The sequence below is a fragment of the Micromonospora sp. NPDC005979 genome (assembly GCF_040614415.1).
GTDB lineage: Bacteria > Actinomycetota > Actinomycetes > Mycobacteriales > Micromonosporaceae > Micromonospora.
Genome location: NZ_JBEXUR010000024.1, coordinates 1 through 15,753, shown reverse-complemented (window position 1 = coordinate 15,753; position 15,753 = coordinate 1). Strand labels below are relative to the sequence as shown.

Below are 15,753 nucleotides of genomic sequence, written 5' to 3'. Positions count from 1 at the left end.
CCCGGTACGTCGGCGCAGCAACTGCAAGATCGCGCGGAGGGGCGGGGCGGGGTCAGCGCGGCAGCAAGGCGGCGACCTCGGCGACGACGGCCGCCGGGGTGCGGCCGTCGGTGACCACCGTGTCGGTCGCCACCTCGGCGTACAGCGGCTTGCGCTGGTCCATGAGGTGCTTGAGGGTGGCTCGCGGGTTGATCGCCAGCAGCGGTCGGCCCGCGCCGAGCCCCACCCGCTTCACCGCGTCGGGCAGTTCCACCGACAGGTGGACGACCCGATGCCCCACCAGGGCGGCCCGGTTCTCCTCGGCCAGGACGGCGCCGCCACCCAGGGCGAGCACACCCGTGCCGGACGCCAGCGCCGCCGCCACGGCCGCCCTCTCCAGGGCCCGGAAGTGCTCCTCCCCCTCGTCGATGAAGATCTCCGGGATGCTCTTGCCAGCCATCTGTTCGATGTCGGCGTCGGTGTCCCGGAACTCCACGCCGAGGGAGGCGGCGAGCGCCTGCCCCACGGTGGTCTTGCCACAGCCGGGCACCCCGACCAGGACGACGACCGGCGCCATCAGCGGATGACCAGCGCGTCGAGGTAGCCGGCCACGTTGCGGCGGATCTCGACGACCGAGTCGCCACCGAACTTCTCGGTGGCCGCCTCGGCCAGCACCAGGGCCACCATCGCCTCGGCGACGACCGCGGCGGCGGGCACGGCGCAGACGTCGGAGCGCTGGTTGATGGCGGTCGCCGGCTCGCCGGTGACGACATCCACGGTGGCCAGCGCCCGGTTGAGCGACGAGATCGGCTTCATGGCGGCGCGCACCCGCAGCGGCTCGCCGGTGGTGATGCCACCCTCCAGCCCTCCGGCCCGGTCGGTGACGCGACGGACGCCGGTGGCCGACGGGATGATCTCGTCGTGCGCCTCGGAGCCACGGGAGCGTGCCTGCTGCCACCCGTCGCCGATCTCGACGCCCTTGATCGCCTGGATGGACATCAGCGCGGTGGCCAGTCGGGCGTCGAGCTTGCGGTCCCACTGCACGTGACTGCCCAGGCCCGGCGGCACCCCGTACGCCAGCACCTCCACCACGCCGCCGAGCGTGTCGGCGGCCTTCTTCGCGGCGTCGACCTCGGCGACCATCAGGGCGCTGGCGTCCGGGTCGAGGCAGCGCAGCGGGTCGGCGTCGATGCGGTCGGCGTCCTGCGGGGTCGGACGCAGCCCGGGCTTCGCGGCCACCGGACCCAACTCGACCACGTGCGAGACGATCTCGATGCCGAGCGCCTGCCGGATCAACGCCTTGGCGACCGTGCCGACGGCCACCCGGGCGGCGGTCTCCCGGGCGCTGGCGCGCTCCAGGATCGGGCGCGCGTCGGTGTGGCCGTACTTCTGCATGCCGGCCAGGTCGGCGTGGCCGGGCCGGGGGCGGGTCAGCGGCGCGTTGCGGGCCTGCCGGGCCAGCTCGTCGGGATCGACCGGGTCGGCGGCCATCACCGTCTGCCACTTGGGCCACTCGGAGTTGCCGACCCGGATCGCCACCGGGCTGCCCAGCGTGAGGCCGTGCCGCAGGCCGCCGATCACCTCGACCTCGTCCTGCTCGAACGACATCCGGGCGCCACGGCCATAGCCCAGCCGGCGACGGGCCAGCTCGCCCGCGATCTCGGCGGTGCTCACCTCGATGCCGGCCGGCACCCCCTCCAGCAGCGCGACGAGGGCGGGACCGTGCGATTCACCTGCAGTCAACCAGCGCAACACAGCGGTCAGTCTGTCACGGCGCGCGACGGGCACGTCGCGCTGCCCGTCGCGTCCCGCCCTGCGGACGGCGAGGACCGTCCGCAGGGCGCGACGGATCAGATGCCCCGACCGCGCTTGTGCAGCGTGCGCAGCACCGAGTCGGCCCGGACCACCCGGCCGGCGACCGCCAGCGCCAGGTAGGCGCGTGGCTCGCGAGGATTGCGGCGCAGCGTGTGCCGGGCCCAGCGCAGGGCCCCGCGCCGGTCGCCGGAGGCGGCCCGCGCGAAGGCGATCTGCCCGGTGACCCGGGCCTCGCCGGCCGGCTGCCCGGCGAACTCCGGGTAGCGCCGCAGCAGCCACTGCAACGCCTCGGAGATGGTGTCCCAGCGCTGCGCGAAGTACGACCGCTTGTGCCAGCGCACCAGCACCGACGGCGTCCGAAGGTTGATCAGCGGCGCGCTGCGGGCGGCGCGCAGCAGGAACTCGTAGTCCTCCGCGTAGCTGCCCGGGATCTCCTCGTCGACCAGGCCGAAGCCGTCGCGCAGCGCCGTCGCCCGGATCAGGAAGGTGGACGGGTGCAGCTCCGTCATCCGGTCCCGCAGGAGGTCGTCCAGGGTGATCCGGTCCTTGTCGAGCACCCGGTCGACGGTGTGCCCGTCGTAGCTGACCCGGATGCCGCAGCAGACGAACTCCGCGCTCGGGTCGGCGGCCAACGCCTCGACCTGGGCGGCCAGCTTGCCGGGCAACCACTCGTCGTCGTCGTCGCAGAACGCGATCAGCTCACCCTCGGCGGCGAGGGTGCCGCTGTTGCGCGCGCCGGCCAGTCCGGGCGCGCGCCCGTTCGCGATCACCCGGACCGTCCGGCCCGGACCGCCCAGGGCGGTCAGCGACTCGTCCGGCGTGGACTGGTCGAACACGACCACGGCCTCGATCGTGCCCGGGTACTCCTGGGCGAGGATCGCGGCGAGGGCCGCGCGCAGCAGCTCGGGGCGGTCCCGGGTGGGCACCACCACGCTGACGCTCGGCTGCCTGGTCATCGGGTCTCCTTCGTCGGCTGGCCGGTGCGCGGCCAGGTCCGCCAGCGGGGTCGGCGCCGGCTCGACCGGGCCACCAGGTCGTCCACGATCTGCCCGACCCGGGCGACGGCCGCGCGGCGGGCCTCGTGCGCGGCCGGGTCGGCCTGCACCGCGTACCGGGACGGGTCGGCCTGGCCGGCGGCGAGCGCGTCGTGCAGCTCCTCGCGGGTCTCGCAGAGCGCCACCAGCCCCGCTGCGCCGAGGCGGCGCGCGAAGAGCTGCTGGTGGTCGTCGACGTGCTCGCCGCGCGACGGGTCCCGGGGCACCACGATGGGCAGGTGACCGTGCCGGCGGGCCTCCAGGATCGTCGCCGGGCCGCCGTGACACACCACCAGGTCGGCGTCGGCCATCGCCTGTTGCAGGGCGTCGTGGCCGAGGAACGGCACCGCGCCGGGGAGGGTCGGCGCGGCCGTGTGCCCGTGCTGCACGGTCAGCCCGACCGGGCCGGCCTGCGCGTGCCACTGCGCCAGCCAGTCCACGAGCCGGTCGAAGGGGTGCTTGTCGGTGCCGACGGCGACGAGCAGCAGGGGCCGCTCGACGGGCGTCGTGTCGCGCTGGCGCGGCAGCCGGGACGGATCGGCGGCGGCGTCGGGGCGGGGCGACTGGGCGCGGCGCGCGGTGTCCGCCTCCCCGCTCACAGCAGCGTCCCCACGACGGTTGCCTCCGGGTACTGCCGGCGCTGCTCGTCCCACTGCACGAGCATCGCGGACAGGAACGGGCGGCAGAGCCGAGCGGTCAACGTCGGGGTGTCGATCCGGTCGTACACCTCGATGTAGACCGTCGGGATGCGACGGAGGCGGGCCAGCACCACGAACGGCACGGCCACGCCCGCGCCGGTGGTGACCACGGCGGCGATCCGCCGACGCCGCAGCACCCGCCAGGCCAGCCGCGCGTTGCGCAGCAGATTCGGTACGTTCCGGGTGGTCGGATGGTGCGCCGGCACCAGGTCCTCACCGGTCAGCAGCGACACCGCCTCCGGGGTGTCGAAGGTGACCCAGCAGCGCCGCCACCGTTCGTACCAGGGCCGCAACGCGAGAAGTTGGGCCAGGTGACCGCCGCTGGATCCGACCAGCAGCAGCACCGGCGACTCGTCGTCGATGTTCGTGTCCACGCGACTCCCCACAAGTTCGCTTGGAATTCCGATTCACGCAAGGCAGAAGCAGATCACAGGTTTTCCGGTCGTTGAATAGCGCGACCGGACGAGGCGACGATCTCCCCTTGGCGTGCTCAGGCCCACTGTCGACCCCACAGCCCATCGACCACCGTCACGACCTGCCATTATGTCGTCACTCTACGACGCGTCCCCGGCGTCGGGAATTCTCCTGTTCACTCGCTATGTCGTTTCTCGATGACGTCCAACAGTGCGGGATGCAGCGCCGGGTTCCACCCGGCGCCGGCGTCGGCCAGCCGCCACGTACGTAGCCACATCTCCAGCAGGTACCCGTCGGCAACCAGAGCGCACCGCTCGGCGTCGAGGCCGAGCCGCCCACCGTGTCGCCCCAGGCACGCGTCCACGGCCGCGGCGGCCACCTCGGCCGACTCGCCACGCAGCACCAGCGACCGCTGGAACGCGTCGTGCGCCAGGTCGAAGCCGACCGGCACGTCCGGGCCACTGTGCTCCCAGTCCCAGGCGACCAGGCGGCCGTCGTGCGTGCCCAGGTTCCACGGCACCCAGTCGCCGTGCCAGTGACCGAACTCGACGGCCGTGTCACCGTGTCGGCGGGCCAGCGCGGCGACCGCCGCCACCGCCCGCGCCCCGGCGGACCCCGCCATGGCGGCCCGCTCCGCCTGGGCGGCAAGTCGAGCCAGGAACGTCGACGAGGCCAACGGGCGCGGCACACCGGGCTCGCCGCCCCGCCGGGCAACCGCGAGCAACGCCGCGATCCGCGGCGGGTCGTCGGCCGGCACTCCACGTACGTCCGGCGGCAGCGGCTCGATCACCGCGACGGCCTGACCGGCCCACGCCGTCTCGGTGAGCAGCCCGGGCGGCGCCGGATGGTCGGGCACACCGGCCACGACGCGCAGCGCCCGCAGCGCGGCGGCCTCGGCGGTGACCAGGGCTCGGGTGGCGTCGTTCCAGCCGATCTTCGCGTAGCCACGGGGACGACCGTCGACGGTGAACAGTTGCAGCGTGGGCTTCGCGTTCGGGTCCGGTGGCCGGACGCCGCACGCCGCCAGCAGGGGCGTACCGCCCAGGGCGGCGGCGAGCCGCTCGGTCAGCACCAGATCGACCACGGGCGCCCCCACCGGCACCGACACGGTCAGCGTCGGAAATGGCGCCAGGCCCGCCCCGCCCAGTCGGGCCAGCCCACCGAGCGCCGCCCGGAACGCCCGCACCTTCGGCGGCCGCAACGCGTTGTACGCCAGCAGCGACGCCGCGCCGGCCCGGGGTGCCCCCAGCGGCACCAGGAACCGCGCCCGCGCCACCGACGGCACCACGGCGTAGCGCGCCACCGTCCGCTGCCCGGCCGGCACCGCGCCGCCCACCGTCAGGTGGACCCGGTCGTCCGGGAACACCGCACGACTCACCCAGCCCAGCCCATCCACCCGGGACCGGGGATCCGTGGCCGGGGCGACCCCGGTCGTCACGCCGCCCGGTCCGCCCAGTCGAGGTCCAACCCGAGCCGCGCGCGCAGCGCGTCGTTGTACGGGCGGTAGTAGTCGGTCAGCTCGGCGCGGACCGCCGGCTCCAGCGGGGCCGAGCGCCGGTCGTTGTAGACCTTGAAGTTCGGCAGGTCGTACCCGGGCAGCCCGAGGAAGTCGAGGGTGCGACGGTAGGTGGCCCGCGAGTCGCGGTACAGGTCCTCGCTGGGCAGGAAGAGGATCTGGGCCGGGTCGAAGCGGTCCAGCCACGGCTCCAGGTGCTCCAGGTAACGCCCGCGCGCCCGGTACGTGTACCAGTCGTACGCCTCGCTGAACGCCTCCGGCTCGGCGATGAGCCGCTCCCGCTCCCCCGCCGTACGCTCCGGCTCGGCGGCCAGCGCGTCCGCGAAGTCCAGCGGCTCGATGCCGTGCGTACGACGTTCCTTCCAGTGCGAGTACGCCCGCTCGACCGGATCACGCAGCAGCACGATCAGCTTCACGGTCGGCATGAGCGCGGCGACCCGCTGCGCGGCGAGCGGGTGGAACATGTACAGCGGCGCGGCCTCGCCGACGCGGACCGGCCCGCCGTGCCGCTTCGCGAGGGCACCGCGCTGCCGTTCGGTCGGGAAGTGCGAGCGGTACCACGCCTCGCCGCGACCCCAGTGCTCCTCGAAGTAGTGCGCGGACTTGGTGTTCCACGCGGGGAAGAGCCGGGGCACCAGCGGATGCTGGATGAGGTAGTTCCACAGCGAGGTGGTGCCACCCCGTTTGGTGCCGATGATCAAGAAGTCCGGCAGGGGTCGCCGGTCACTGGTGCGCACCCCGTAGTCGACCAGGGAATCCTTCACCCGGGTGGTCACCTGGGTCGGCACCAACTGCTTGACCCGGTCACGGATGGACGCCACGACGGCCCTCACCTACCTCTCGTCGATGCCGGGGCCGGCCCGGCGGCCGTGGCCGTCTCGTCGGACCCACGGATCTGCCTCATGGTCACCCGGATGCCGGCGCGCACCCGGGGCAACGTCAACAAGCCGACGCAGCCGGCCACCAGCACGGCGAGCGCCACCGCCAGGCCGGGCAGGCCACGCCCCCCGGCGAGCACGCCGACCGCCGCCGCGACGCCCACACCGCCGACGGTGGCCGCCGCGGCGCGCAGCGTCGCCCTGCCGACGAGCGGTTCGCCGACCACCGACCGGGCGAAGCCGGCGGCGGTGAGGTTCTCGGTGGCGATGCCGGCGGCCCACGCCAGCGCCGCGCCCGTCGCGCCGTGACCGGGGATCAGCCAGAGTCCGAGCGAGACGGTCACGGTGAGCCCGGCCAGCGTGGAGACCAGGTGCAGGCCGCTGCGTCCGCCCATCAGCAGCAGACTCTGCACGTTGCCCACGCCGGTGTTCACCAGCATCGCCAGCGCCAACACCGTCATCGCCGGCACGCCGGCGGTGAACTCCCGGCCGAACAACTGCAGGAACGCGAGCGCGAACACCGCCAGCAGCAGGTACACCGGCCAGGACAGCACCAGCCCCCAGATGGTCAACTGCCGGTGCACGGCCGCCGCGGCGGCCCGCTCACCGCGCCCGAGCAGCCGGGACAGCTGCGGTGACACCGCGACCCGCAGGCCCTGCATGGCGAGCTGTCCGGCCAGCACGTAGCGGCCGACCGCGCCGAACACGCCCGCGTCGGCCGGTCCGGCCAGCACCGACGTCAGCAGCACCCCCACCCACATGCTGCCCGCGTCGATGGCTGCCGAGGCGGCCCGGGGCAGGGCGAAGCGCCAGAACGTCGACCAGTCGGACCTGGTCGGCCGGAGATCCGCGCCCCGGCCCAACCCGAGCGGCCCGGCCACCAGCACCAGGCAGGCCAGCAACGCCAGCGCCGCCGGCACCAGCCAACCGGTCATGCCGGCGAGCAGCCCGCCACTTGCCAGCGCGGCGGCGCCGACCAGCGCCGGGCGGGCCACCGGCAGCAGGAGGAACTGGACGCCGACGTACGCGCGGATGGGCCGTACGCAGCGCAACGCGGCCAGCAGCAGGGTCATCGCCACCACCACCGGCACGGCGGCGAAGGTCAGCGTCAGCAACCCGTGGGCCGCGTCGCCCGAGCCGCGCAGCAGGCGGGGGGCGAGCGCGTCCGCGCTCAGCGCTCCCGCGACGGCGACGGCGACGCCGGCCAGCAGCGGTGGGATCAGCGCAACCGGAAGCACCCGGGCCGCGTCACCCCGGACGCCGAGACGCCGCCGGGGGACGGCCCACATGAGCCCGGTCTCCGCGCCGAGCGTGCAGACCGCGGTGGCCACGGTGACCACGCCGATCGCGGCGAAGAACGCACCCGCGCCGGCCGTCCCGTACCCCCGGGTTATCACCACGGCCAGCACGAACCCGAACAGGCCGCTGACGGCCGCGCCGAGCAACCCGGCGACCCCGCTGCGGGCGCTGCGGCGCGTCTCGACCGCGCCGGCGTCCGTCACCGCGCTCGGCGGGCCGTCCCGGCCGGCGTCGGCCGGCGGTCGGGTGGCGGCGGTCATGCCGGCACCGCCGTGGTGGAGACGAGCGGCGGATGCCACCGGTACGGGCGGGGCGCGCGTTCGCGTTCGGTGAGCGCCATGGCGAAGCCGACCGCGAAGAACGCGACAGTCAGGTTCTGGTTGGCCATGCCGTAGAACGGGATCTGCACGAGGCAGACCACCGGCACGACGGCCAACCACTGACCGGCCGCCGACGTCGCCCGCGCGCAGATCACCGCGGCGGCCACGAACCAACCCAGAAAGCAGAGCAGCGCCGGTACGCCGTGACTGAACAGCACCATCCACAGTTGCCCCTGCGTGCCGATCGGCGCGTCCGCGGAGACGGTGTCCACGTTCACCGGAGCGCCGTAGCCAAGCCACGGCGAGTCCTGCACGCGGCGGATCACCTCCGTGTAGAGCGACAACCGGTCGGTGTTGGTGTCGCTGGAGTCGACCCGATTGCTGATCAACTCGGTGATGGGGATGAAGAGCGTGGCCACCGCTCCGGTCACGACCACGCCGACGATGGACGCGGCGACGCGGACGTTGCCCCGCAGGCTGGCCCGCACTCCGAGCACGGCGAGCCCCGCGCCGAGGCTCAGGAACATCGCCCGGTTCAGGGTGAGGAACGCGGGGGCCAGCGACAGCGGCAGCGACGCCAGCAGCGCCCACCGCAGCAGCCCGCGACGGCGCAACATGGTGTACGCCACCACGCAGGGCAACGTCATCGCGTACGCGCTGCCGTAGTTGTTGGTGTAGGCGAACGGCGCGGCGGGCCGATAGATCGGGTTGAGCGAGCGCGGGCTGTACTCCGCGGTGGTCAGGTGCACCATGTCCTGGATGAACGGCGTACGGGCGACGCCGGCGGGCAGCAGCACCTCCATCGGGGTGGCCAGCGCGAACCGGGGCACGAGCACCCCGAGCCAGCCCAGCACCACCAGCGCGAACCAGAACGCGCAGAGCGGGGTGAGCACCGCCACCAGGTCGGCACGTTCCCGGGCGGCGGCGTAGACGTAGACGCCGACCACCAGCGCCGTCAGGTAGAAGGCGAGGCGCAGGGCGAAGGTCAGCAGCGACGCCGGTGAGGACAGTTGGGTGGCGCTGACGACCACGATCGCCAGGAACAGCAGCCAGATGCCGGCCACCGGGGGCAGCGGCACCCGCCCCCGGGTGAGCAGCACCGCCAGCAGCAGCGCGCCCAGCAGGGACCAGCCCAGGTAGAACGCGCCGAGCGCCCACCAGAGCGGCACGAGGCCGAACATCACCGCCAGGGGCCAGAGCGGCAGCCGCGCGGGTGGCGGTGTCGGCGGCGTCACCGCGACGGCGGCCGGTGTGTCACCGGGTGGCGGCTCGGTCGCCGGGGCGCGGGTGACCGACACCGATCAGGCCCGGCCGTTGCGGGTGAGGACGAAGCCCAGCGGGGTGACCCCGGCGGCGCGCAGCCGCTCCACGAGCCGCCGCAGGTCGCTCTGGCGGCTACGGTCCCGCTCGATGACCACCACCGCGCTGCCCTGTCGGGCGACCGCGACGCCGCGCTCGTCGGACTCGGCCGGTGGCGCGTTGAACAGCACCAGACCGTGGTCGGCGCCCTGCCGCCAGGTGCCGAAGCGGACGCTGCCCACCCCCACGGTCACCTCGTCCGCCGACGCCGGACGGCCGTTGTCGGTCCGGGCGGACGCCACCCGGGGCAGGGTGAGCGTCGCGTCCGGGTCGGTGGACGGGCGGCTGCCGGGCGGGTGCGGGGACGGCCGACGAGTCGCCGGCGTATCGGCGGGAGCACCGCCCGCCGTCGGCGTGCCGGCCGGACGCGGCTTGGGCACCAGCGGGCGGGACGGGTCGAGGGGCAGCCGCCCCCGGTCGGCGAGGACGGCGGCACGCAGGCGCTCGACGCGGCCGCTGTCGTCGGCGACGAAGACCTCCCGACCGTCGGCGGCGAGCGCCACGGCCAGCCCGGCGGTGAGCGCCGTGACGTCCTCGCGGGAGGTGACCAGCGCGACCCGGGCCGGCTGGCGTACCCGCTCGGCGACCGCCATCGCCACGTAGCGGATGTCCGCGTCGACCGCCCGTGGACTGCCCCGCAAGGGCGGCCGACGGACCGTGCCGAGCAGCGGCAGGCCGGTGGCGTCCCGGCCGTCGTTGACCGAGCGGACCCGCCGGTCCGCCGACTCCCACGCGTACGCCAGCACGACGCCGATCAGCGCGCCGCCGAGCAGGCCGGCGACCAGGTAGAGCGGCCGGTGCCCGGCGGAGGTCACCAGCGCCCGCTCGGCGGTCTGGGTGACCCAGCCGGGGTTGACGTCGACCGCGGCGATCTCGGTGCGGGCCGTGTTGAGCTGGGTGAGCTGGTTGTTGATGCCGGACAGCTCGGCCAGCGCGGCGTCACCGGCGGCGGTGCCCTTGGCGCTGCTCGCGCGCTTCTGCACCGCCGTCTGCTGGGCGACGACCTTGGCGATGCTCGCGTCGTAGGAGCGCAGCATCTCGGCGCGCTGCTGCTCGTACATGGCCCGCCGCACGTCGAGGTAGGCCCGCGCGGCGAGGTTGGCGCCCTGCACCGCCCGCTGCGCGTCGTGCGTCTGGTAGGTGAAGCGCAGGATCTGCCCGCCGGTCGGCACCTCGACCTCCAGGGCGTTGCGGACGTCGCGCGGCTCGCCACCGACGGCGTCGGCGAGCCGCTGAACCACCTCGGTGCCGGTGGCGAGGCCGCTCTCCACGTTCATGTTGACGGCGCGGTCGGCGCCCGCGCCGCTGGGCGTGAAGGCGTCGGTGACGACTGGCCGGACCGCCACGACCGCGCGGGCGGTCACCGCCGCCGGGACCAGCAGCACGTAACCGAGGGCGGCGAGCAGGCCGACCAGGGCGACCGCGACCACCAGCCGCAGCCGGTGCATCGGCACCCGCACCAGGTCGGAGAGCGTCACCACCCGGGTGCCGCCGGAGCTCGACGAGTCGGGTGGCCAGGGAGCGGGCGTCGCATCAGTCATGGAACTTCTTCACCGTCTGTTGAGGATTGCCCACGACGACGACGCCCGGCGGCACGTCGGTACGCACCACCGAGGCCGCGCCCACGACGCTGTCCCGGCCGACCCGGACCCCCTTGAGCACCAGGGCGTGCGCGCCGACCCAGACGTTGTCCTCCAGCACGATCGGCGCGCGGGTGGCCGGGCCGGGCGGCGCGTGCCGTTGGTCGGGCGGCAGGTTGTGGAAGTCGTTGTCGAGCAGCTCGCAGTCGGACAACAGGCACCTGTCGCCGACCGTCACCGACGTCCAGGTGCCGATCCAGGTGGCGTTGAGCAGACAGTCGGCGCCGACGCGTACCTCGCCGGGGCCGGCGAAGCGGACCAGCTTGTTGATGCGGGTGCGGTCGCCGATGGTGACCCGTACGCCCCGACGCAGCCGGATCCGGCCGCGGATCTGCACGTCCCGTCCGAGGGTCAGCCGCCGGTAGCGCAACCCGTACCAGGCACGTTTGAGCGCGAAGACCAGGTGGACCGCGCGTTTCGCGCGGAATCCAGCGCCGCCGACCAACGACCCCTCCCCACATCGCGGGGCCGGCGGCGGTGGTACCGCCGCCGACCCGACGTGAACAATCTACCGATCCTCCGTTACGAACGGTTGACCATCACTGCACGGAGAAGAACATTGAGGGGATAGACCACGACAACTCGGGCGTCGCTGCGGCGATGAGCGTCGTCGCCATGCCGTTGACCACCGCGGTCGGCGCGGCCGTCGGGTCGAACGGGACGCTGCGCAACCCGCCGTCTGTGGCACCGTAGACGATCCGACCGTCCACCCAGGCCATGCCACGCACGCTCGACCAGGTGACACCGCTCGTCGGCAGCGCGAACTCGGTCGCGCCGAGGTAGTTGCCGTCGATCTCGAAGTAGCGGTAGTAGAGGCTGTTGGCGCCGGTACGGGTGTAGTAGAGCCGACCGTCGAGGTAGAAGGCGCCGGTGAGACTCGCCGGGTTGAACCAGTCGTTGTAGCCGGACGCCTCCCACGACGAGCCGATCGCGCCGCCGTTGAACAGCGAGACGTCGATCCGGCTGCCGGTGGGCGTACCCGCCACCGTGTGCGACCAGTAGATCCGGTCGTCCACCCGCCAGGTCGCGCCGGACGCGGTGTAGGCCGGCTGGCTGACGGTGGTGGGGGTACCCAGCGTCACGCCGTCGAACGGCACCTTGGACACCTCGCCCGCTCCGGTGCCCAGGTAGAGGTTGCCGCTGCTGCCACTCGGCGGGTTCTTCGCCGTGAAGGTACGACCGCCGGCGAGCGGGAACATACCGAGCCGCCCGTGGTACTCCTCGCCCATGCCGTCGGAGTTGTGGCCGAAGTAGAGACCGTCGGAGCCGCGCCAGAGCACCGGCACCGCCGAACCCCAGGCGGTGGTGCCGGACGGCATCGAGGCGCTGCCGCTGCGCCGCGGGTTCCAGTTCACCGGCAGACCCGTGGCCGGGGTGACCGCGCCGATACCGAGTCGGTCGATCGCGCCCGGGCCGGCGTTGTCGCTGGCGTTCGGGTTGTTCAACCAGCGGAAGTGACCGCCCAGGTAGATGACGTTGTCGGCCACCTCGACCGAGGTGATGGTGTCGTTGCCGGTGAAGTCGACCCAGGTGCCCACCTGGCCGGTGCCCCGGGCTGCGGTCTCGAACCGGACCAGCGCGTCGCAGTACGCGCTTGGCCAGCCGGCGCCGCCGTTGCTGCCGACCACGAACCAGGTGCCGTCCTCGCCGAACTTGAGGTCCTGCACGTAGTGCACGAACGTCGTCGGGGCGGCGCACGGCGCGACGTACTTCTCGCTGCTCCAGTCCAGTACCGCCGGGGTGCCGGACACGTCGACGAGCGCGATCTGGTTACGCGGCAGGTCGTTGAGGAGCGTGAAGTTGCCGCCGACGCCAAGGGTGTTGCCGTCCGGAGTGACGTCGATGGTCCACACGTACGAGGTGGTGCCGTGCCGTCCGACCGTGGCGTCGATGGAGAAGGTCGGGTCGATCGCCCCGGTGGTCGCGTTCAGCCGGCCGAGACCGGCGTGCGCGGTGCCGTTGAGCCAGTTGAACGCGCCGGCCACGTAGAGCCAGTTGCCCGACAGCGCCAGATCCCGGACGGTGCCGCCGTCGGAGCGCCCCACCCAACTGTCGATGATCGCGCCGGTACTCGGGTTCAACGCGACCAGGTTCTTGCGGGAGACCCCGTTGACGTTCTTGAAGGCGCCGCCGACGATCAGCGTGCCGCCGGGGCCCGCCAGCAGCGTGTTGACCGCGCCGTCGAGCACCGGCAGGAAGCTGGTGGACATCGCGCCCGTGGTGCGGTCGTACGCGAAGAGGTAGCGCTGGGTGACCCACGCGGACGTGGCGGTCTGCCGGAGCTGGGTGAAGCTGCCGCCGACGAACACGGTGTTGCCGACCTGCGCGAAGGCGCGGGTCTCACCGTCGCGGGCGTGCGGGGTGAGGTCGGCGGGATTCGCGGACACCAGGGTCGCGGTCCCGGGGACCGGCACCACCGCCGCCGAGGAGGCCGTGGGGGCGCTGAGCACCGCGGCGAGGACCGCCAGCGCGATCACCCCCGCCCGGGTACGACGTCGTCCTGACAAACGCCATGAGTGCGAGAGTGTGGGCACGCTACGCCTCCAAGATGGATGAGAACCCGAGGTAGCGTGCCTCGCCCAGCCTGGTAGGCGCATCCGCCGATTGGGCGGTGCGTGAATCTGCTAGCCGACAGAACGCCGGAAGATCAGCTGGTGGATCTCCGATGAACGGCGGCTGTGTTCACAGTGTCGTCACACGTGTCAGCGGCTCCCTCCGGTGGGTTGCCGCAGGTACGCGTCCTTGCCGGCCTGGGTGAACCCGGCCACGGCGGAGGCGTCGTGGTTCATCGTCATGTCACAGGTCGCCGTGCGGGTCGTCATGCCCGGCGAATTGAAGTAGATGGCGGCCTTGATCTTCGGGTGCGCCTTCAGGGCCGCCGGGAACTCCTGGAACCAGCGCTGCTTCGCGCCCGGGTCCTTGGCGTCGAAGTTCGTGCCGAACTCGGCGAGCATCCGGGGCTTGCCCGCACCGATGCCGTTCTGGTCGAGCCAGTCGTAGAAGCCGCCGATCGTCGTGCTCGGGCTCTTCCACACGGTGCTGCCGTTGCAGACGTGGAAGTTGTACGGGTCGTAGGCGACCCAGTCGACGTACCGGTCGCCGGGGTAGAGGCCGGCGTACCGCGAGTAGTGCCCGGACCAGCCCATCATCGTCCAGACCCAGACGGCGTTGTCCGCGCCCGCCTTGGCGAACCGCTCGTACACGTACTTCCAGGCGCGGACGAAGTCGGCGTCGCTACCCTTGCCCGGCTCGTCCTCCGGCTCGTGGTCGAAGCCCATGAACACCGGCACCTTGGCGGCCCGGATGCGACCGGCGACCGCATCGATGGTGGCGTCCTGCCGGCCGCTGTAGACGTCGGACCACTTCAGCGTCGTACCGGCGGAGAAGTCGCGCGACTCCCAGGCGAAGAACATCAGCCGGCCCTGGCGCATCTGGTCCTGCTCGTAGTCGTCCGGGAACGCGCCGTTGCTGCCGGCGTTGGAGAAGTCGTGGTAGCGGTGCACGATGTCGAACTTGCGCCCGACCTGGGCCTCCACGTCGGTGATCGCCTTGCCGTGGTCCCAGCCGCTGCCGGCGTTGGCGGGTGAGTACATCCCCCACCAGGCGCCGCAGGAGGGCACCAGCGTGTCGGACACCTGGCCGCACTTGCCGGACGGGAGGGTGGGGCTCTGGGTCGGGGTCGGCGTACGGGTCGGCGCGACCGTCGGCGTGGGCCGGGGCGCGGCGGTGGTCGGCGCGACCGTGGGCGTCGGCGCGGGTCGGGTGGTCGGCGCCGACGTCGGCCCGCTACCCAGGTCGTAGCTGATCACCAGGCTGGGCCGCAGGTCGGCGTTGCGGTTCTCGACCGACGCCCAGTAGACGCGGGTCTCCAGGCCGGTCTGGGCCAGCGACACCGTCCAGGTGCCGTTTCCGGTGACCAGCTTGGAGACGTCCCACTCGTTGACGCCCTTGGCCACACCGGTCACCGAGTCCAACACGGTTCCCGCCTGCGCCGGGGCCGGCCGCGCCTCGCGGGCGCTCACCGACGAGGCGTGCGCGGTCACCGTGGCGGCGAACTGCTGCCAGGCGTGCATGCGCAGGGTCGCCCGGACGTTGACGGCGGCGGCGGGAAGCCTGGTCACCGCGAACTCGACGACCGCCTCCCGGCCGCCGCGCGGGTTGCCGTCGCAGCGCGCCGGGCAGGTCGCCAGGGTCCCCTTGGTGGAGTTGTCACCGTCCTGCGAGACGATCGTCGCGGTGGTGTCCGCCACCGCGCGGATCGACAGGTCGTCGCTGGCCAACAGGGGCATCATGGTCGCCACGATGCCGGCCACCACCGAGCCGCCGACGACGCCGATGGCGATCGCCTTGCGCCGGGGGCCGTTGCGGAACCGGGTGATGCGGTGTAGTCCGTGCCTGGTCAAGGAGAACTCCCTGTGTCTGCTGCGATAACCGTGAGCAGCGTATCGATGACCAGGGCACGCCGTCGGTAGGACAGTTTTCCGTAAGCGCGTCTTAACCCTCAGCTAAGGATCCACGCGGAACGAACTGTCCGCCGCGCCTCCTCGGCGAATCGGCCCAGGTCACGTCGGGCGTTCGCGCACCTCCCGGCCCGGCGCTCAGCTGGACCCTTCGCGAGATCATCGAAGCTCTCCGACCATGCCAGCCGGTGCCTCACCTTGACCCGGCCGATCGACCTGCTAGGCCCTGTTTCATAAGGGCGGTCGAGCCGAGGCGGAGTCCGGGCGGCGATCCGGCAAGGCGCGGTTTCGTCCCCGAGGTGGCGGCCGATGCGGGCGCAGAACTGGCCGACCGGGCCCAG

The 15,753-nt window shown here is 73.0% G+C and carries 13 protein-coding genes; all 13 read right to left on the bottom strand.

Translation table 11 applies throughout. The features are described from left to right. Positions 1–52: 52 nt before the first annotated feature. The 13 genes from ABZ272_RS28805 to ABZ272_RS28745 all read right to left on the bottom strand — a co-directional run bounded on the left by ABZ272_RS28805 (position 53) and on the right by ABZ272_RS28745 (position 15,355). The gene (locus ABZ272_RS28805) at positions 53–556 is read right to left on the bottom strand and encodes a shikimate kinase (RefSeq protein ID WP_355053071.1); all 504 of its coding nucleotides are present in this window, start codon (positions 554–556) and stop codon (positions 53–55) included. Then, a complete protein-coding gene (aroC, locus tag ABZ272_RS28800; RefSeq protein ID WP_355053070.1) occupies positions 556–1,734 on the bottom strand; it encodes a chorismate synthase in 1,179 nt (392 codons plus the stop codon). The genes ABZ272_RS28805 and aroC overlap by 1 nt, the downstream gene beginning before the upstream one ends. Before the next feature lie 95 nt (positions 1,735–1,829). Next, positions 1,830–2,750, bottom strand: a complete 921-nt coding sequence (locus ABZ272_RS28795) for a glycosyltransferase family 2 protein (protein ID WP_355053069.1) — start codon at positions 2,748–2,750, stop codon at positions 1,830–1,832. Continuing rightward, positions 2,747–3,313, bottom strand: coding sequence for a glycosyltransferase (locus tag ABZ272_RS28790; protein ID WP_355053143.1), 567 nt, complete (start codon positions 3,311–3,313; stop codon positions 2,747–2,749). The genes ABZ272_RS28795 and ABZ272_RS28790 overlap by 4 nt, the downstream gene beginning before the upstream one ends. Before the next feature lie 110 nt (positions 3,314–3,423). Continuing rightward, the gene (locus ABZ272_RS28785) at positions 3,424–3,900 is read right to left on the bottom strand and encodes a UDP-N-acetylglucosamine--LPS N-acetylglucosamine transferase (RefSeq protein ID WP_355053068.1); all 477 of its coding nucleotides are present in this window, start codon (positions 3,898–3,900) and stop codon (positions 3,424–3,426) included. Between the two features lie 215 nt (positions 3,901–4,115). Beyond that, on the bottom strand, positions 4,116–5,378 hold the full coding sequence (locus ABZ272_RS28780) for a hypothetical protein (RefSeq protein ID WP_355053067.1): 1,263 nt from the start codon (positions 5,376–5,378) through the stop codon (positions 4,116–4,118). Then, positions 5,375–6,277, bottom strand: coding sequence for a sulfotransferase domain-containing protein (locus tag ABZ272_RS28775; RefSeq protein ID WP_355053142.1), 903 nt, complete (start codon positions 6,275–6,277; stop codon positions 5,375–5,377). Before ABZ272_RS28775 ends, ABZ272_RS28780 begins: the two co-directional genes overlap by 4 nt. Before the next feature lie 8 nt (positions 6,278–6,285). After that, the gene (locus tag ABZ272_RS28770) at positions 6,286–7,893 is read right to left on the bottom strand and encodes a polysaccharide biosynthesis C-terminal domain-containing protein (RefSeq protein WP_355053066.1); all 1,608 of its coding nucleotides are present in this window, start codon (positions 7,891–7,893) and stop codon (positions 6,286–6,288) included. After that, positions 7,890–9,188, bottom strand: coding sequence for an O-antigen ligase family protein (locus ABZ272_RS28765; RefSeq protein ID WP_355053141.1), 1,299 nt, complete (start codon positions 9,186–9,188; stop codon positions 7,890–7,892). The genes ABZ272_RS28770 and ABZ272_RS28765 overlap by 4 nt, the downstream gene beginning before the upstream one ends. A gap of 66 nt (positions 9,189–9,254) precedes the next feature. After that, complete coding sequence (locus ABZ272_RS28760; RefSeq protein ID WP_355053065.1) at positions 9,255–10,853, bottom strand: lipopolysaccharide biosynthesis protein; 1,599 nt, start codon at positions 10,851–10,853, stop codon at positions 9,255–9,257. Next, a complete protein-coding gene (locus ABZ272_RS28755) occupies positions 10,846–11,397 on the bottom strand; it encodes an acyltransferase (protein ID WP_355053064.1) in 552 nt (183 codons plus the stop codon). Before ABZ272_RS28755 ends, ABZ272_RS28760 begins: the two co-directional genes overlap by 8 nt. 94 nt (positions 11,398–11,491) lie before the next feature. Continuing rightward, positions 11,492–13,429, bottom strand: coding sequence for a hypothetical protein (locus tag ABZ272_RS28750; protein ID WP_355053063.1), 1,938 nt, complete (start codon positions 13,427–13,429; stop codon positions 11,492–11,494). A 225-nt stretch (positions 13,430–13,654) separates the two neighbouring features. Beyond that, entirely contained in the window at positions 13,655–15,355 is a 1,701-nt protein-coding gene (locus ABZ272_RS28745; RefSeq protein ID WP_355053062.1) for a glycosyl hydrolase, read from the bottom strand. Positions 15,356–15,753 lie beyond the last annotated feature (398 nt).